This window comes from Bathymodiolus heckerae thiotrophic gill symbiont (genome assembly GCF_900180345.1).
In the GTDB taxonomy this organism is placed as follows: Bacteria; Pseudomonadota; Gammaproteobacteria; order PS1; family Pseudothioglobaceae; genus Thiodubiliella.
Map to the genome: position 1 here is coordinate 27,039 of NZ_FXLV01000002.1, position 16,413 is coordinate 43,451.

20 protein-coding genes and 1 other RNA gene are annotated in these 16,413 nt (G+C 39.6%); 10 read left to right on the forward strand and 11 right to left on the reverse strand.

Features of this window, described 5'->3' with window-relative positions; translation table 11 throughout:
- Position 1 precedes the first annotated feature (1 nt).
- Positions 2 to 862, forward strand: a complete 861-nt coding sequence (locus tag CRYPD_RS00470) for a RelA/SpoT domain-containing protein (protein ID WP_138145610.1) — start codon at positions 2 to 4, stop codon at positions 860 to 862.
- Here CRYPD_RS00470 and CRYPD_RS00475 read toward each other — a convergent pair.
- Positions 756 to 977, reverse strand: a complete 222-nt coding sequence (locus tag CRYPD_RS00475) for a hypothetical protein (protein ID WP_138145611.1) — start codon at positions 975 to 977, stop codon at positions 756 to 758. The genes CRYPD_RS00470 and CRYPD_RS00475 overlap by 107 nt on opposite strands.
- On the opposite strand from CRYPD_RS00475, the gene CRYPD_RS00480 reads away from it, so the two are divergent.
- The 6 genes from CRYPD_RS00480 (at position 966) to CRYPD_RS00505 (ending at position 5,301) form a co-directional block, all read left to right on the forward strand.
- Positions 966 to 1,217, forward strand: coding sequence for a hypothetical protein (locus CRYPD_RS00480; RefSeq protein WP_138145612.1), 252 nt, complete (start codon positions 966 to 968; stop codon positions 1,215 to 1,217). The genes CRYPD_RS00475 and CRYPD_RS00480 overlap by 12 nt on opposite strands.
- Positions 1,217 to 1,432: a hypothetical protein gene (locus tag CRYPD_RS00485; protein WP_138145613.1), complete on the forward strand. Its 216-nt coding sequence runs from the start codon at positions 1,217 to 1,219 to the stop codon at positions 1,430 to 1,432. Before CRYPD_RS00480 ends, CRYPD_RS00485 begins: the two co-directional genes overlap by 1 nt.
- A gap of 192 nt (positions 1,433 to 1,624) precedes the next feature.
- Positions 1,625 to 2,047, forward strand: a complete 423-nt coding sequence (locus tag CRYPD_RS00490) for a hypothetical protein (RefSeq protein ID WP_138145614.1) — start codon at positions 1,625 to 1,627, stop codon at positions 2,045 to 2,047.
- A 3-nt stretch (positions 2,048 to 2,050) separates the two neighbouring features.
- A complete protein-coding gene (locus CRYPD_RS00495; RefSeq protein WP_138145615.1) occupies positions 2,051 to 3,841 on the forward strand; it encodes an ABCB family ABC transporter ATP-binding protein/permease in 1,791 nt (596 codons plus the stop codon).
- Positions 3,831 to 4,934: a tRNA guanosine(34) transglycosylase Tgt gene (tgt, locus tag CRYPD_RS00500; RefSeq protein ID WP_138145616.1), complete on the forward strand. Its 1,104-nt coding sequence runs from the start codon at positions 3,831 to 3,833 to the stop codon at positions 4,932 to 4,934. Before CRYPD_RS00495 ends, tgt begins: the two co-directional genes overlap by 11 nt.
- On the forward strand, positions 4,927 to 5,301 hold the full coding sequence (locus CRYPD_RS00505) for a hypothetical protein (protein ID WP_138145617.1): 375 nt from the start codon (positions 4,927 to 4,929) through the stop codon (positions 5,299 to 5,301). Before tgt ends, CRYPD_RS00505 begins: the two co-directional genes overlap by 8 nt.
- On the opposite strand, the gene mrdA is transcribed toward CRYPD_RS00505, so the two are convergent.
- From mrdA to CRYPD_RS00525, 4 genes are read right to left on the reverse strand one after another with little or no spacing between them, the layout of a single operon-like run.
- Entirely contained in the window at positions 5,279 to 7,117 is a 1,839-nt protein-coding gene (gene mrdA / locus CRYPD_RS00510) for a penicillin-binding protein 2 (protein WP_138145618.1), read from the reverse strand. The two genes, CRYPD_RS00505 and mrdA, sit on opposite strands and share 23 nt — an antisense overlap.
- 9 nt (positions 7,118 to 7,126) lie before the next feature.
- Positions 7,127 to 7,597 carry a rod shape-determining protein MreD gene (gene mreD / locus CRYPD_RS00515; protein WP_138145619.1) on the reverse strand — a complete coding sequence of 157 codons (471 nt, stop codon included), beginning with the start codon at positions 7,595 to 7,597 and terminating at the stop codon, positions 7,127 to 7,129.
- Between the two features lie 2 nt (positions 7,598 to 7,599).
- Positions 7,600 to 8,406, reverse strand: a complete 807-nt coding sequence (gene mreC / locus CRYPD_RS00520; protein WP_138145620.1) for a rod shape-determining protein MreC — start codon at positions 8,404 to 8,406, stop codon at positions 7,600 to 7,602.
- A gap of 25 nt (positions 8,407 to 8,431) precedes the next feature.
- Complete coding sequence (locus CRYPD_RS00525) at positions 8,432 to 9,463, reverse strand: rod shape-determining protein (RefSeq protein WP_138145621.1); 1,032 nt, start codon at positions 9,461 to 9,463, stop codon at positions 8,432 to 8,434.
- A gap of 90 nt (positions 9,464 to 9,553) precedes the next feature.
- Here CRYPD_RS00525 and CRYPD_RS00530 point away from each other — a divergent pair, with 90 nt between their 5' ends.
- Positions 9,554 to 11,029, forward strand: a complete 1,476-nt coding sequence (locus CRYPD_RS00530; RefSeq protein ID WP_138145622.1) for a fumarate hydratase — start codon at positions 9,554 to 9,556, stop codon at positions 11,027 to 11,029.
- Here CRYPD_RS00530 and CRYPD_RS00535 read toward each other — a convergent pair.
- The gene (locus CRYPD_RS00535; protein ID WP_138145623.1) at positions 11,026 to 11,340 is read right to left on the reverse strand and encodes a hypothetical protein; all 315 of its coding nucleotides are present in this window, start codon (positions 11,338 to 11,340) and stop codon (positions 11,026 to 11,028) included. The genes CRYPD_RS00530 and CRYPD_RS00535 overlap by 4 nt on opposite strands.
- An 81-nt stretch (positions 11,341 to 11,421) precedes the next feature.
- On the opposite strand from CRYPD_RS00535, the gene rnpB reads away from it, so the two are divergent.
- An RNA gene (gene rnpB, locus CRYPD_RS00540) (RNase P RNA component class A) lies at positions 11,422 to 11,763 on the forward strand.
- A gap of 66 nt (positions 11,764 to 11,829) precedes the next feature.
- Entirely contained in the window at positions 11,830 to 11,985 is a 156-nt protein-coding gene (locus CRYPD_RS07770) for a hypothetical protein (protein WP_171004254.1), read from the forward strand.
- 117 nt (positions 11,986 to 12,102) lie between these two features.
- Here the strand turns inward: CRYPD_RS07770 and CRYPD_RS00545 are convergent, their stop codons facing one another.
- From CRYPD_RS00545 to CRYPD_RS00565, 5 genes are all read right to left on the reverse strand, one after another.
- The gene (locus CRYPD_RS00545) at positions 12,103 to 13,398 is read right to left on the reverse strand and encodes a TRAP transporter large permease (RefSeq protein WP_138145624.1); all 1,296 of its coding nucleotides are present in this window, start codon (positions 13,396 to 13,398) and stop codon (positions 12,103 to 12,105) included.
- Positions 13,395 to 13,742 (reverse strand): TRAP transporter small permease subunit, encoded by a 348-nt coding sequence (locus CRYPD_RS00550; protein ID WP_483189281.1) that lies wholly within the window; start codon positions 13,740 to 13,742, stop codon positions 13,395 to 13,397. Before CRYPD_RS00550 ends, CRYPD_RS00545 begins: the two co-directional genes overlap by 4 nt.
- A gap of 127 nt (positions 13,743 to 13,869) precedes the next feature.
- Positions 13,870 to 14,967, reverse strand: coding sequence for a TRAP transporter substrate-binding protein (locus CRYPD_RS00555; RefSeq protein ID WP_138145626.1), 1,098 nt, complete (start codon positions 14,965 to 14,967; stop codon positions 13,870 to 13,872).
- A gap of 9 nt (positions 14,968 to 14,976) precedes the next feature.
- Positions 14,977 to 15,771, reverse strand: coding sequence for a peptide chain release factor N(5)-glutamine methyltransferase (prmC, locus tag CRYPD_RS00560; protein WP_244610215.1), 795 nt, complete (start codon positions 15,769 to 15,771; stop codon positions 14,977 to 14,979).
- Positions 15,740 to 16,387, reverse strand: a complete 648-nt coding sequence (locus tag CRYPD_RS00565; RefSeq protein WP_138145627.1) for an electron transport complex subunit E — start codon at positions 16,385 to 16,387, stop codon at positions 15,740 to 15,742. Before CRYPD_RS00565 ends, prmC begins: the two co-directional genes overlap by 32 nt.
- Between the last annotated feature and the right edge of the window lie 26 nt (positions 16,388 to 16,413).

The following is a 16,413-nucleotide window of genomic DNA, read 5'->3' on the forward strand; positions in this document are numbered from 1 at the left end:
TATGCAAAGGTCTCTAAAAGGCTTTAGGCTCATCCATCAACATCCAATGACTTTATTTAGGCATACAATAGATAGAAAATTAAAGAAACACAATATTAATGCCCTTGTTTCTCAGCGATTAAAAAGAATACCATTAATTGTTAAAAAGCTAGAAATACAAGAAAACATGCAATTATCTAGAATGCAAGATATTGGGGGTTTGAGAATTGTTGTTGATACAATACAAGAGGCGAATTTAATTAGAGATGAGATTAAAAAAGTAGAAAAACACAGGAATTTCAAATTTACTTTTGCAAATGAAAAAAATTATATAGAAACACCTGCAGATAGTGGCTATAGAAGTATTCACATGGTATATAAATATGATAAAGGCATAGAATTAAGAAAACAATGTAGAGTAGAGATACAAATAAGAACGCGACTACAGCACGCTTGGGCAACAGCAGTAGAGGTAACTGGGACATTTTCAAACCAACTTTTAAAGCAAAGTCTTGGAAATAAGAAATATTTAAATATTTTTAAAAAAATTAGTAAATTATTTATCAGTTTAGAAGAAAAAAAGATAGATAATGAATTTGTAAAAGAAGTAAAGCAAGATATTGAAAATGCACAATTATTGGATAAGTTGAGAAGTTTTACTATTGCTAGCAAACTTGTTGAGAACAATTCAAAAGGAAAATATTTGTTGTTAAAAATGAACTTTGAAAAAAAAGAAATAAGTGCATCCAAGTATTCGGATGCTAAATTTGAAAAAGCTAATGAAGATTATTTAAAAATGGAATTAGAGTACTTTGATAATAATGCAGTTGAAGTTGTATTGTTATCAATACAAGGAGACCTTTGCATAAATAGGGATGATTAGCAAAATTCAATTTTTGCCAGATTGGTGATTTTCTTAAACCTTGTCCTAGCAGGGCTAAGGCTGGGTTTAAAAAATTGCCAAGCGGGTGAAAAGTGGATTTTTGATGATTATTCATATTTATGCAAAGGTCTCACAAGATATTAAAAAATTACGACAATCTTATCCAAATTATTTTATGGATACAACAGAATTTATTAAGAGTATGGATAAACTATTTAAATTAGTTGTAGAAAATGAGAAACAACAAAAAATAATAGACAGTATAAAAGATGAAGAATTAAAAAAAATAGCCAAAACAATGTCTGAAGATATTACTAAAAAAATGTTGAAATTATTTGATAGGAGCAAAAAGTAATGATTTTATTGAAGCGAGAATATAAAGAATTAGAAGAAATTCAAGAAAAAATTATTAAAGGCACTGTGAAGTCTAATGAAATAACAATATTTTTAGGCTTAATTGTGAAAAGTGGCAATAAATTAGAAATGTTAGAGTATATGCAAACTATTGGTTTTAATTCAATAGAAGAGGTGCAAGAACATTTTAGTAAAAATAAAAAAATACAGACTTAACAGCTGGTTTAGTAATCGCTGGTGGGGCAATATTATTGGCTTTATTGTTAAGCCGATGAAACAACTAAAAAACTAATGATTTATTAAGCAAAAAATAGAATGGTAGAAAGATGAGTAATTATCAAGAATCCACTTTTTTCCAGTTTGGTAATTAGTTATAAACTACAGATAAAAAGTAAGACATTATTGGAATTGACTAAAACTATCGTTGAACAGGCTATTGAAAATCTAGATAAAATGAATAAAATATTTACCCTGAAATCACCATTGTATATCAAATATCCTAATGGTGAAACTCGGGTGATTGAGGATATTTTTCAGCATCCAAAAGGCATTTTGTATTTTGAATTGTTTTGGGAAAAAGACCCAAAATATAGTATTCATTTGATTGAGGGTGAGATAACAGGTGATGGACCTTGGCGAGTGGGTGAATGTAGTTTTCATGTATTGGGGTGCAATCATACGCATCCACAAATGTGTGAAATGCACAGTTTTTGGCAACAGGAATTGTTGCAAAACTCTGATCAATTTAGGGTTGGAGATGTGGTAAAAATTGCTTTAGAAAAAGGTGCTGTTTTGCCTTATGATTATCCAGTAAACGATAAAAGGTTTTAGAAAATGCAGGGATTTAACAAACAAACCAAGGCAAGTGATTTTAAAACTCAAGATATTAAAGTTCTAAAAAAACTGATACCCTACTTACTAAAGATGCGTACTCGTGTCATTTTGGCAACCTTATTTTTAATTGCCGCTAAATTGGCAAATGTAGCTGTGCCAGTGGCACTTAAGGGGATTGTGGATGCGCTTGATCAGCCTGATGTGCTGGTGGTGTTGCCTTTGGGATTGTTGTTTGCTTATGGTGCGTTGCGTTTAAGCAGTTCTTTGTTTAATGAACTGAGAGATGCAGTGTTTGCGCGTGTGCGTTATCATGCTATGCATTTGATTGCACTTGGTGTTTTTAAGCACTTACATACATTGGATTTGTCTTTTCATTTAGATCGCCGTATTGGCGGTATTACTCGTGATATTGACCGTGGTACGCAAAGTGTTTCCACGCTATTGTCCATTTTTGTTTTTAATATTCTGCCATCATTTTTTGAAATCATCTTAGTGATTGGTTTGTTGTGGGTAAATTATGATATTTTCTTTGCAGGCGTTTCGTTATTGACCGTGGTATTTTATGTGGCATTCACTTTGGCAATTACCACTTGGCGGATGAAATATCGCTATGAAATGAACGATATGCAATCTGAGGCAAATACCAATGCGGTGGACAGTTTAATTAATTATGAAACGGTCAAGTACTTTAATCGCAAGGATTTTGAAGTGAATCGTTACGACGAAACTATGGGTCGCTGGGAAGATGTTGCTACCAAAAGTTTTACCTCAATGACGGCGCTTAATTTTGTTCAAGGTGCAATTATTGCTGTAGGTGTTACAATTGTTTTGATTTTTGCCGCTCAAGGCGTGGCAGACAAAAATCTGAGCCTTGGTGATATGATTATGATTCAGGCTTTATTGCTACAACTATTTATACCACTAGGTTCTTTGGGTATTGTCTATCGGCAAATCAAACATAATTTTATTGATATGAATAATATGTTTGATTTACTTGATCGCCGCGCTAAGGTGTGTAGCCCTAAAGACGCACCAAATATAAAAATAAGTCAGGGCAAGGTTGAGTTTAAGCAAATTTCTTTTGCCTATGAAGGCAAGGAAAAAGTGCTAAAAGAGGTAAGTTTTGCGATTGAAGCGGGACAGAAAGTGGCAATTGTTGGGCAATCTGGCTCTGGAAAATCAACATTGGCAAAATTATTATTTAGATTTTATGATGTGAATAGCGGTGCAATTTTGATTGATGGGCAGGATATTAAGACCCTTAATCAACACTCGGTACAATCAGTCATTGGTGTTGTGCCACAAGATACAGTGATGTTTAATGAGAGTATTTATTACAATATTGCTTATGGAAAGCAGGGGGCAACTCGACAAGAAGTAGAAGCAGCGGCAAAGTCGGCCTTTATTGATAAATTTATTGACGCATTGCCTCAGGGTTACGATACTTTGGTTGGCGAACGCGGACTTAAATTATCAGGGGGTGAAAAACAACGCATGGCAATTGCCAGAGTTTTGCTTAAAAACCCTCCTATTTTGATTTTTGATGAAGCAACATCGGCACTGGATTCTTATAGTGAAAAAATGGTGCAAAAAGCCATTAATACACTCAGCAAAAAGACCGCTACTTTGGTAATTGCACATCGTCTCTCTACCATTGTGGATGCTGATAAAATTATCGTTCTTGGTGATGGCAAGGTGCAAGAAATCGGCACCCACACGCAGTTGTTAAAATCTAGGGGTAAATACGCCAAATTGTGGCAAATACAAATAAGCGAGAGTGATGAAATTTGAACTAAAAAATACCAATCAAAAAGCCAGACGAGGCACGCTAATATTTGAACGAGGCGTGGTTGAAACGCCAGCTTTTATGCCAGTTGGCACTTATGGCACGGTCAAGGCAATGACTCCTGAAGAGGTTGAAGAAACCGGTGCACAAATACTGTTGGGTAATACTTTTCATTTGTCTATTACCCCAGGTACTGAGGTGATTAAAGCACACGGTGATTTGCATGATTTTATGCATTGGCAGGGGCCAATTTTGACTGATTCAGGTGGCTTTCAGGTGTTTAGTTTGGGCGAGATGAGAAAAATCAGCGAAGCAGGGGTAGATTTTCGCTCACCTAAAGATGGTGCTAAAATCTTTATGGGTCCAGAAGAATCAATCAAAATTCAGTCCGATTTGGGCTCAGATATTGTCATGATTTTTGATGAATGTACGCCTTATCCAGCCGATAAAATAACAGCAGACCAATCTATGCAATTGTCTTTGCGTTGGGCACAACGCTCAAAAAATACACATCAAGAAGTAAATAATAAGAGCGCATTATTTGGCATTGTCCAAGGAGGTATGCATGAGGATTTGCGTCACCAATCAGCCGCAGCACTCATCAATATTGGCTTTGATGGCTACGCAATTGGGGGCTTGAGTGTGGGCGAGCCAAAGGAGGAAATGATAAAAGTTTTGGACTATTTGCCCGCACAATTGCCAGATGACAAGCCCAGATATTTGATGGGTGTGGGTACGCCAAGCGACTTAGTTGAGGCAGTTGAACGAGGCATTGATATGTTTGATTGTGTCATGCCAACACGCAATGCACGAAATGGCTATTTATTCACTTCAAGTGGTGTTGTGAAAATTCGTAATGCCCAATACAAGTTAGATATCAAGTCTGTAGACGCACGCTGTGGCTGTTATACTTGCCAGAATTACAGCCGTTCTTATTTACATCATTTACAACGAAAAAACGAAATTTTAGGCGCACGGCTTAACACCCTTCACAATCTTTATTATTACCAAGATTTAATGCAACAAATGCGCACAGCGATTGAGAATAATACATTTTTGGCATTTAAGCAATCTTTTTACGAGATGCAAGATGCCTAACTTATTGTTTTTTGTTGATGAAGGTGGGTTTGAAGACCCTACGACCTTATTTATTGAACAAGGGTTTTCGGTTGATTTTGAAGACTCTCAACGCAAAGCAACCAAACTTGCCAAGAAAAATATTTATCAAGTATTGGTGGCAGAATTTAGCCATAATCCAGAGTTTCGTGACCGAGTGAGTAATATTGAATCACTTTTAGCAACGCTGGAAGGAAAATCTCCCGATGCCAAGATTATAATTCTGTACGATGAGCTTAATCAACCACAATTAGACCAACTTAAGGCGCGCTATCGTATGGATACGACCTTAAAATTTCCAATTGACAAAAATTTATTGCGTCAATCTATTGGACTGGATGCTTGTTAAAATAAACATCTAATACCGCTTTAGCGAGTGGTGCGGCTTTTGAACTACCACTACCAGCATTTTCTACAATAACAGCAATCGCAATTTGTGGATTTTCAATCGGCGCAAAGCCAGTAAATAACGCATGGTCTCGTAAGTTCTCAGCTAAGTTTTCGGCAATATATTGCTCCTCTGCATCTAAGCCAAATACTTGTGCCGTACCTGTTTTTCCAGCCAAGGTGTATTTTAAGCCCTTGTTTAATTTTCTGGCTGTGCCTTTCGGCGCATAGATGGTTAGTTTCATACCCTCAATCACCTCTTCCCAATTATGAATGTCTTTGATGGGGATTTGCCTTTGAGTGCCTTTCTCTACTTCTTTGATAGTTTCCCCATGGATTTGTATGCTTTTTAGCACCTTAGGTTGAAAAATTATCCCTTTATTTGCCAAAGCCGCTGTAGCAACGGCAAGTTGTAATGGGCTGGTGGTCATAAAACCTTGTCCAATCCCAGCGATCAAGGTTTCTCCTCGATACCAAGGCTCATCTTTGTTGATTTTTTTCCAAGCTTTTGAAGGTAGAATTCCGCCTCGTTCTCCGGGGATATCAATGCCCGTTTTTTGTCCGAAATTGAAATATGCTAAGCCATCGTGTAATGCATCAATCCCCATTTTATCCGCCAGTTCATAAAAGAACACATCGCAAGATTGTGCGATTGCACCCTTCATATCAATCACACCATGTCCACTGCGTTTCCAGTCGTTAAATTTGCGCTTGAAGTTAGACAGTTTGAAAAAACCTGGGCAATAAGTTTCGGTATGAGTAACAATAGCACCTTGTTCAAGCCCTGCCAATGCAACCATCGGCTTAATCGTTGAGCCTGGTGGATACAAGCCTTGAATAGTGCGATTAAGTTGCGGAATATCTTTTGAGGTTTGTAATTTTTTGTAATTTTTGTGTGAGATGCCGTTTACAAACCAATTGGGATTATAAATTGGGGTGCTTACCATTACCAGCACTTCTCCATTCGTGGTGTCTACTGCCACAATAGCGCCACGCTTACCTTTGAGTAAAGATTCTGCTTTTTTTTGCAATTCTAAATCAATACTAAGATATAGGTCTGCGCCTTTTTCTGCTGCTTGAATAATCTGTGTATTAATCACTCTGCCGGTTACATTGCGTTCAATTTGTTTCTTGCCATTTTTTCCATGTAAAAGCGCTTCATATTGTTTTTCAATGCCAGTTTTGCCTACAAAAGAAGTGCCTAAATAATTTTTCTTGTTATAGAAGGCTTTGTCTTTTTTGTTCATTCTGGATATATAGCCAGTTACATGAACACTAGAGTCGTTGTGGGGGTAGGTGCGATGAAAATAAGTCTCAATATCAACCCCAATAAATCGGTTACTGACCAAAAATTCTGCCACTTGCTTTTCACTTAATTTGTGTTTGAGTGGAATATTGTGGAATTTTTTATAGCGTTTTTTATTTTTATTAAAAACGCCAATATCCTTGTCATTAATAAAATCATATTGCTTGAGCAATAGTAATGTTTCGTCAATATTTTTGGTTTTCTCAGGCGTGAGCGTGAGTCTATAGGCAAGTTGATTGCTGGCAATAACTTTTCCATCACGATCAAAAATTTTCCCACGAACTGGGGTAATCGGCAGTAGTCGCATTTGATTGCCCAAAGATTCTTCGGTGTAATAGTCGTAATGGATAATTTGCAGATTGTAAAGTCTTGAAATTAAGACCAAAGTTAAGATAAAGATAAAAACAAATGCCAGAATCAATCTATTAGAAAAAATTTTATTTTCTAATGCGGGGTTGCTAATTTTATCCATGGATATTTATCAGTGTTTGCATTTCGAGAGTATTGATTGCACCACAGGCCAAAATAATGCACCTGATAGGAGGGTAGCTAACAAATAGTAATTAAAATTAAAACTCTGAGTGGATAGGGCGTGCACCAACAGCAATACAAGTAAATAGATGGCAGATGCGCTAAATATATAAATTTGTTGGGTGCTAAGATTAGAAACAGCAAAGGATTGTTTTATCTTGATAATAAAAACACTGCTCAAGATGAGTGCTAAGGCATTTTGCCCTAAAATATCTCCATATAGTACATCAATTAAAGTGCCTAATATTAAGGCAAAAAAGAATTGTCCTTGAAGTTTAAAATAAATCAGCCAATAAGTAAAAAATAGCAACACCCAAAAAGGGGCAATATCTAAAACGATTTCAGGCAAAGGCAATGCGCTGATAATGAGCGTAAATAATGTAATTTTAGCAAGAAAAATATAAGGTCTTTGAGTGTCCATATCTAGTTATCAATAGCGTTATTAATTAAAACAAATTCCAGCTGTTCAATGGTTTGAGTGGGGGTGAGTTCAATCGTTAAAAATGAATCATTTGCTTGTTTTTCTATATGACTAACATGACCCACTGGATATCCTGCTGGGAATTTTGAGCCGATAGCACTGCTTAAAAAGACATCTCCAAGCGCCACATCCAGCCCAGATTCGATAAATCGCACCATTAACTTTCCTCGATGAGAGGTCACACCTTTACCAACACCACGGATGCCATTGCGTTGGTTTTTAACAGGGATATGTTGGGTTGGGTCAGTTATCAGTAATATGGTTGCATAGAAGGGCATTACCTGAATAATCTGCCCAAGTATGCCGTCAGCGCCTAGTGCAACTTGACCGATTTTAATACCATCATTACTACCTTTATTAACAACAATTTGTTTTTTTAATCGCGATTGAGCGATGGAGCTAATGCGCGCTAATATAAATTCCTCTTTATCAAGTTGATAGCGTGATTTTAATAATTGAGTGAGTTTTTGGTTCTCTAATAGTAGGGCGCTATGGTCTTGCAAGCTAACCTTTAAGCGTGCTAATTCAGCCTTAAATTGCTTATTTTGGCTTAATAGAAGTTGCTTTGTGGTACCTTGATCGCTAATCCAAATATAGAGTTGAGAGGGCAGATTGACCACTAAGTATACGGGTGAGATAAGTATAGCAATGGATTGTTTTAGGCTATCTAGATAGGAAAATTTATAATCTGAAAAGATCATAAAAATCGCAATCATGATGGGTGTAAAAAGTTTTAAAAATCCTTGCATAAAACCCCTAAATACTTATGGGATATTATTCCGCTGCTAAGAATCCTATGTTGTGTTGGCTAATCATATCTAGGGCGATACCACCACCACGAGCCACACAAGTTAAAGGGTCATCGGCAATACGCACCGGTAGCTTAGTCTCTTTACCGATAAGTTTATCTAAACCATCTAACAGCGCACCACCTCCGGTTAATACCAAGCCATTTTCTGCAATATCAGAGCTCAGTTCTGGCGGTGTTTGCTCCAATGCTATCCTAACTGCACCAACAACGGTTGCCAGAGGCTCTTGTAGAGCGCCTCGAATTTCTGTATTGGTAGCTTCAAAGGCTACTGGAATGCCTTTAGCAACATCTCGACCTCTAAATTGTATTTTTTTAACCGCACTTGCTGTAAAAGCTGAGCCCACCTCTTTTTTGATTTTTTCGGCAGTAGATTCGCCAATAATAATACCGTGTTCTCTACGCACAAATTTAACAATATGGTCGTCAAATACATCACCACCCACCCGCAGTGAGTCAGAATAAACAATGCCGTTGAGTGACATAATCGCAATCTCTGTTGTACCACCACCGATGTCAATAACCATAGCGCCTGAGGCTTTGTTAATTGCCATGCCAGCACCCAGTGCCGCTGCCATTGGTTCTTCAATCAAATACACATCTCGTGCACCTGCACTAACTGCACTTTCTTTGATTGCACGGCGTTCTACTTGGGTGGCACCACAAGGTACGCAAATAAGCACTTTAGGGCTGGGTGAGAAAAATCTAGAATGTAGGACTTTCTTAATAAAGTGCTGCAACATTTTTTCCGTGATTTTAAAGTCAGCAATAACACCATCTTTCATTGGGCGAATTGCCTCGATTGATCCAGGTGTTCTGCCTAACATGTCCTTGGCATCTTGACCGACTGCGATAACAGTTGCTTCTGTTGCGCCTTTTTCATGATGAATGGCAACAACAGAGGGCTCGTTTAATACGATTTCACCGTCCATAAAAATAAGTGTGTTGGCTGTGCCAAGGTCAATAGAAAGGCTTTGAGGCTTGAAAAAATTAAACATAAAAACTCCGTTTATGTATTAGATAAAAATAAAGGGATATAATACTATAAAATTCAATGATTTATTGGTAAAACTTAGATAATAAGCAATATGAACATCCAGCAAAATCATGTAATTAAAAGTGTTGCTAATGCTTTGCAATATATTTCTTACTATCACAGTCCTGATTTTATTCAAGCGATGGCAAGCGCTTACGAGAAGGAAACCCATCAGACTGCTAAAAATGCCATTGCTCAAATTTTAATTAATTCAAAAATGGCAGCGATTGGACAGCGTCCAATGTGTCAAGACACAGGCATTGTTAATGTATTTGTTGAAGTAGGTATGGACATTGTTTGGGTGGCAGATTTGTCCTTAGAGGATATGATTAATGAAGGCGTTCGCCAAGCCTACACCAAAGCAGAAAACCCCCTCCGTGCTTCAATCGTCAAAGACCCGCTGTTTAGCAGAGTCAACACCAAAGACAATACGCCAGCCGTTATTCATACGAGAGTGGTTAAAGGCAATCGACTTAACTTTATCGTCGCTGCCAAAGGCTGTGGTTCAGAAAATAAGGCAAAATTTACCATCTTACAGCCTGACAGCAATGTGGTTGATTGGATTATTAAGACAATTCCAACCATGGGTGCAGGCTGGTGTCCGCCAGGCATTATTGGTATTGGTGTGGGCGGTACGGCTGAAAAAGCCATGCTTATGGCAAAAGAAAGCTTAATGGATCCGATTGATATTCAAGACATTGCCCAAAAAATAAACCCAAGCAATCTAGAAAAACTACGCCTAAAATTGATGGAAAAAATCAACAATCTTGGTATTGGTGCTCAAGGCTTAGGCGGTTTAACTACTGTGTTAGATGTCAAGATTAAAGACTACCCAACCCACGCCGCTTCTCAAGCTGTTGCTATGATTCCAAACTGTGCTGCTACTCGTCATCTGCATTTTTCTATGGACGGCTCAGGCGTAGCAACTCTGCCAGAAGTAGATATGAGTATCTATCCTGAGCTAGAAATGGATTACTCTAAGTATAAAAAAGTTGATTTAGACACACTCACTCGTCAACAAATGACTCAGTGGAATATTGGTGACACCTTGTTACTCACTGGCACACTTATTACTGGCAGAGACGCAGCACATAACCGTCTTAAGCAAATGCTAGGCAATGGCGAAGGCCTGCCTGAAGGTGTAGATTTTAAGAATAAATTTATTTATTATGTTGGTCCGGTGGATGCTGTGGGCGATGAGGTAATTGGTCCTGCGGGTCCTACCACAGCCACACGCATGGATAAATTCACTGATATGATGCTAGAGGAGACGGACATACTTGGCATGATTGGAAAAGCCGAGCGAGGTACGGCAACCACGCAAAGTATCAAAAAACATCAGGCCAGTTATTTGATTGCCGTGGGCGGTGCGGCTTACCTGATTTCTAAATCCATTAAAAAAGCCAAAAAAATAGCCTTTGTAGAAATGGGCATGGAAGCTATTTATGAGTTCGAAGTTAAAGATATGCCAGTAACAGTCGCCGTGGATACTCAGGGTGCAAATATCCATGTGCAAAATCTAGGTTAATCTTCGTCGTCTCCCCACATTAACGCCTCTTGTTTGGCTTTCCAATAAGGTGAACGAAAGTCTCTTGTCCATATCTTAATGGCTTCTCTGCCTGCATCCTTTCTCCACATAGTTAATCTAGCGCAATCAACGGCTTTACCCGTCCTCCATGCCCAATTAACCTTGCTCATACAGTCTCTGGCATCTATACATTTAGTAATACCTGATTCGACATCACCAGTCGCATCTTCCAATTTTTCAAACTCTAAATAAATGGCTGCATTTGCACTCAAAGAGGATAAAGTTAACGCCATAAGTATTATTTTTTTCATTGTAACTCCTTTTAAAATATATTTATATTATAGCATTCTAATATAAAAAGAAGCGCTTATTATTCTTATATAATTACCCACGAAGTTGGTCGGATGGTCGCTGGTAGGTTTCCCTATCAGAGGAAAGTCCGGGCTCCACAGAGCAAAGTGCTAGCTAACGGCTAGGTATGGCGACATAACGGAAAGTGCTGCAGAGATTTAGACTACCCATTAATGGGAAAAGGTGAGAAGGTGCGGTAAGAGCGCACCGCACAGTTGGTGACAACTGTGGCAAGGTAAACCCCACTTGGAGCAAGCTCAAATAGGCCACCCATGGTGTGGCTCGTGCAAGGTGGCGGGTAGAGTGCTAAAGCATATTGGTAACAATATGTGTAGATGAATGACCATCAACTACAGAACCCGGCTTATAGACCGACTTCCCTAATTTATTCTTTATGAGGCCTTTGCATAAATAAGGATGATTAGCAAAATTCAATTTTTGCCAGATTGGTGATTTTCTTAAACCTTGTCCTAGCAGGGCTAAGGCTGGGTTTAAAAAATCGCCAAGCGGGTGAAAAGTGGATTTTTGATGATTATTCATATTTATGCAAAGGTCTCATAAAGACTCTTTTCCTTTTACAAAGATTCTTTTATTATGCTCAATAAAAGTCATTTTGGGTGCTTGTAGGCAAATAATAATAAATATGATTACAAATAGAGGCAGGCAGTACGGCGTGAGTATTCATTAATTTTCTTAGCTATTTTCATGTAAAAACATCTGGTTTAAAATCCAGTAAAGCCATACCATTGTGGGAAGATTATCAGGCTGAGTAGGACGGCGACTTGGATGATGATAAAGGGGATAACGCCTTGGTAGATGTCGGTGGTTTGGATGGATTTTGGGGCAACACCTTTGAGATAAAACAGGCTGAAACCGAAGGGCGGGGTGAGGAATGAGGTTTGTAGATTCATGGCGATGAGGATGGCGAACCATTGCATATCAATGCCGAGTGAGAGGGCAATGGGGTAGAAGATAGGGACGATGATGAGTGAGATTTCTACAAAATCGATGAAGAAGCCGAGGATGAGAATGATGCCCATAGAGATGAGGATAAAGCTCATTTCTTTGGCGGGCAAACCCATCACAAACTCCTCTACTAATGTGTCGCCGCCGCTGTAGGTGAAAACCATGGAAAAGGCGGTGGCACCGATGAGAATGGCAAATACCATGGCGCTGACTTTGAGGGTTTCAATACTTGATTGGTAGAGGATGTCCCAGTTTAGTCGTTGGTAGAATAGGGCGAGGATTAAAGCGCCGACGGCACCGATGGAGGCGGATTCTGTGGGGGTGGCAATGCCTAAGAAGATGGAGCCGAGCACAGCAATGATAAGAGTGATGGGGGGAATGATGGCTTTGGCGACTAGGATGTATTTTTGAATATTGGGTAAGTGCTGGCTTTTGCTGACAAAGGCGGGGGCAGCTGTTTTGTCAAAATGGGCGATAAACAAAACATAGGTGATATAGCCCCCGACCAAAACCAAAGAAGGCATAACTGCACTGTGGAATAAATCCCCGACTGGCACACCTAAGACATCTGCCAAGATGATTAAGACGATAGAGGGTGGGATGATTTGCCCCAGTGTGCCCGAGGCGCAGATAACGCCTGTGGCTAGGTTTTTTTTGTAGTTATGTTTGAGCATAACGGGCAGGGAAATCACCCCCATGGCGATGACGCTGGCACCGACAACGCCTGTGGAGGCGGCGAGCAGTGAGCCGACTAGGATGGTGGAGACGGCCAAGCCACCACGGATATTGCCGAATAAATCGCCCATGGCTTCTAATAGTTGCTCGGCGAGGCGGGTTTTTTGTAGGATGATACCCATAAAGATAAACAGCGGGACTGCCATGAGAATGGTGTTTTGCATGACGCTCATAATGCGATAAGGCATAAAACCGAATAAATCAATGCCCTCGGAGAAGATGCCGAAGATAACGGCTACACCTGCGAAGGTGAATGCCACGGGGAAGCCGACCATTAGCAGTATTAAGGTGATGGCGAACATGATTAAGCCAATCATTGTTTTAGCACTTCGTAGTTGTTTTTGGCAAAAATTGTGCCGGAAATGATGACTAGGATGAAACTGATGGGGATGATACTCTTGATGATAAAACGCTGGGTTAATCCACCAGGGTCGCCGCTTTGTTCGTTGATAGTATAAGCGTTGTAGGCGAAATCAATGCCGTAATAGGTGATGAGCAGGCTGATGGGCAGGATGAACAAGATGAAGCCGAGGATGTTGATTAGGGCTTGTGTTTTTTTGGCAAAGTTGGCGTAGAAAATATCCACCCTGACATGAGCGTCTTTTTGCAGGGTATAGGAGATTGCAAGCAGAAACATAGCTGAGAATAGGTGCCACTCCATCTCTTGCAAGGCGATGGAGGAGGCGTTGAAGGCGTAACGAAGCACGACATCAAGGAAAACATTGAAAATCGTGAGTAACAGTAGCCCAACGATTAGGCGCTCTAACCATTGGGTGTAATACTTCAATTTATTTGGATTGGGAGTTTAGGTAGGCTTGGTCTGAGATGGTCGTCCAAGCACGCGCTTTTTTGAGATAGTTGGATTGGGATTTAATGATTTCTTTGGAGAGTGGGTTGTTTGCAGCTAGTCTTTTGAGTAATTTGTCGTTTGCTGTTCTGAGTGCATCAAAGACGGGTTTGGGGAAGGTTTTGACTTTAATGTTGGGATAGTCTTGTTTCATCGTTGCCCAGTTTTTGGCGCTTTCGTGTTCGGATTGTGCGTACATCTGATAGGCAGATAACTTCATTGCCGAGATTAGAATAGTTTGCAAGTCTTTGGGCAAAGCGTTGTATTTCTTCAGGTTAATTAAGAATTGTAACTCGGCGCCGGGTTCGTGCCAACCAGTGTAGTAATAGGGGGCAACTTTGTGGAAACCCATTCTTAGGTCTAATGAAGGGCCAACCCATTCCAGTGCATCAATTGTGCCACGATCTAGTGCGGTGTAGAGCTCGCCTGCTGGGATATTGGTGGGTTTGGCGCCGACTTCTGCCATGATTTCACCTGCAAAGCCGGGGATGCGCATTTTTAAGCCTTGAAGGTCGGCAATTGAGTTGATTTCTTTTTGAAACCAGCCACCCATTTGGTTGCCTGTGCTGCCGCCGATGATGGATTTTAGTCCATGTTTGGCATAGACTTTGTCCATCAGTTCTTGTCCGCCACCGTATTCAAACCAAGCGTGTTGTTCGGGGGTGGTCATACCAAAGGGCATAGAGGTGAAAAACAGGGTGTTGATGTCTTTGCCTTTCCAATAATATGAGCCAGAATGCCCGAGGTCGTATTGCCCTGATTTGACAAAGTCAAAAATACCGAGTGCGGATTTGTGTTTGTTTTTAGAGTCAATACGGATTTTTAATCTGCCATTTGACATAGTCTCTGCCAGTTTTTTGAAATTTTTAGTGGAATCGCCAAAGATTGGGAAATTGCTTGGCCAAGTTTCAGCTAAGTTAAGTGTGTAGGTTTGGGTATCTTGTTTTGTGCTGGTTGCTTTGTCATCATCGCCAAACCAGCCAGCGGCAGCAGATGCACTTAATATTGATAGGGCGAATATTTGGATTATTTGTTTCATTTTCTTTCCTCAAAGTTTAAGTTGTGCGAAGATGGCGCGTTGGTTATAATTATAGTCATTAAATGTTTGGATATTAAAAAAATCTTTTTCCAATAATTGTGCGATTTCTTGCTGCTGATTAAAGCCGTGTTCTAATAAAAGATAACCTTGTTTGTTAAGGTATTTAGGTGCGTTCTCAATAATCAGGCGAATAGCGTCTAAGCCGTCTTTACCAGAGGTCAGTGCGCTTTGAGGTTCGTAAGTTAAATTCTTTAGATAGGAACTGCCTTGTTCGATATAAGGCGGATTGGAAATAATCAAATCAAAATGCGTATTGGGCACAGCTTCAAACCAACTACCTTGTTGAAAATCAATTTCATTAGTAACAATCGTGGCATTTTGCTTTGCCACTGTCAGTGCTTTTTTGGAAAAATCAGTGGCTGTAATGTGCCAATGTGGATTTTTGTCTGCTAGCGTAATAGCGATGATGCCACTGCCTGTGCCTAAATCTAGTAAATGACAAGGTTTGGTTTTGTCGGCGAATAAATCTAGCACAATATCGATTAAAAGTTCAGTTTCTGGGCGGGGAATAAGGGTGTCAGGCGTTACTTTAAAATCCAAGTGATAAAACCCCTTTGTACCACTTAAATAGGCGAATGGCACGCCTTGTTCACGCTTTTTTATCAGTGCATTGAGCTGGCACGCCTGCGTTTCACTGAGTTGATAATCGTCATTTGCCAGTAGCCATGCGTGGTTTTTCCCCAGTGTTAAAGACAATAACTGAGCGATGTCTTTAGACTGATTTTTGAGATAATTTTTGATCAATGAGATTTTTGATTGCAACGATTAAACCCAAGCCAATAAATGCGCCCGGCGGCAGAACTGCCATTAATGTACCTTGGTAGTCTGTAAATACGGTAACGCTCAATGTGCTGCCTAAATCACCCAATAATAAAGCCGATTGGTCAAACAAGGTGCCAGAGCCAATCAACTCACGCATAGCACCGAGAATAACAAGCACAATTGAAAAGCCGACACCCATCATTAGCCCATCTAACAGGGATTTATCCCACGAATTTTTGCTAGCAAACGCTTCAGCCCTGCCTAAAATAGCACAATTGGTTACAATCAGCGGCACGAAAATGCCCAATATTAAATACAAATCATAGAAATATGACTGCATAACCAGCTCGACAATGGTAACAAACGAGGCGATGAGCAAGACAAACACAGGAATGCGAATTTCCTTGCGAATATAGTGGCGAAAAATCGAAATAGTGGTGTTTGAGGCCACCAAAACAAAGGTAGTTGCCAGTCCTAGCCCAATCGCATTGACGATATTACTGGTTACTGCGAGTAAAGGGCACAAGCCCAAAAGTGCAACTAGGGCTTGGTTATTGTTCCACAGTCCGTTTTTTGTGATTTTGATGTAATCTTCCATGGTGGTTGATTATATCAAGTTATTTC

Excerpts from the sequence above, each read along its gene's own strand:
- CRYPD_RS00470 (WP_138145610.1), top strand. The coding sequence starts at position 2 with ATGCAAAGGTCTCTAAAAGGCTTTAGGCTCATCCATCAACATCCAATG.
- CRYPD_RS00480 (WP_138145612.1), top strand. The coding sequence starts at position 966 with ATGATTATTCATATTTATGCAAAGGTCTCACAAGATATTAAAAAATTA.
- CRYPD_RS00475 (WP_138145611.1), bottom strand. The coding sequence starts at position 977 with ATGAATAATCATCAAAAATCCACTTTTCACCCGCTTGGCAATTTTTTA.
- CRYPD_RS00485 (WP_138145613.1), top strand. The coding sequence starts at position 1,217 with ATGATTTTATTGAAGCGAGAATATAAAGAATTAGAAGAAATTCAAGAA.
- CRYPD_RS00495 (WP_138145615.1), top strand. The coding sequence starts at position 2,051 with ATGCAGGGATTTAACAAACAAACCAAGGCAAGTGATTTTAAAACTCAA.
- tgt (WP_138145616.1), top strand. The coding sequence starts at position 3,831 with ATGAAATTTGAACTAAAAAATACCAATCAAAAAGCCAGACGAGGCACG.
- CRYPD_RS00505 (WP_138145617.1), top strand. The coding sequence starts at position 4,927 with ATGCCTAACTTATTGTTTTTTGTTGATGAAGGTGGGTTTGAAGACCCT.
- mrdA (WP_138145618.1), bottom strand. The coding sequence starts at position 7,117 with ATGGATAAAATTAGCAACCCCGCATTAGAAAATAAAATTTTTTCTAAT.
- mreD (WP_138145619.1), bottom strand. The coding sequence starts at position 7,597 with ATGGACACTCAAAGACCTTATATTTTTCTTGCTAAAATTACATTATTT.
- mreC (WP_138145620.1), bottom strand. The coding sequence starts at position 8,406 with ATGCAAGGATTTTTAAAACTTTTTACACCCATCATGATTGCGATTTTT.
- CRYPD_RS00525 (WP_138145621.1), bottom strand. The coding sequence starts at position 9,463 with ATGTTTAATTTTTTCAAGCCTCAAAGCCTTTCTATTGACCTTGGCACA.
- CRYPD_RS00530 (WP_138145622.1), top strand. The coding sequence starts at position 9,554 with ATGAACATCCAGCAAAATCATGTAATTAAAAGTGTTGCTAATGCTTTG.
- CRYPD_RS00535 (WP_138145623.1), bottom strand. The coding sequence starts at position 11,340 with ATGAAAAAAATAATACTTATGGCGTTAACTTTATCCTCTTTGAGTGCA.
- CRYPD_RS00545 (WP_138145624.1), bottom strand. The coding sequence starts at position 13,398 with ATGATTGGCTTAATCATGTTCGCCATCACCTTAATACTGCTAATGGTC.
- CRYPD_RS00550 (WP_483189281.1), bottom strand. The coding sequence starts at position 13,742 with ATGGAGTGGCACCTATTCTCAGCTATGTTTCTGCTTGCAATCTCCTAT.
- CRYPD_RS00555 (WP_138145626.1), bottom strand. The coding sequence starts at position 14,967 with ATGAAACAAATAATCCAAATATTCGCCCTATCAATATTAAGTGCATCT.
- CRYPD_RS00565 (WP_138145627.1), bottom strand. The coding sequence starts at position 16,387 with ATGGAAGATTACATCAAAATCACAAAAAACGGACTGTGGAACAATAAC.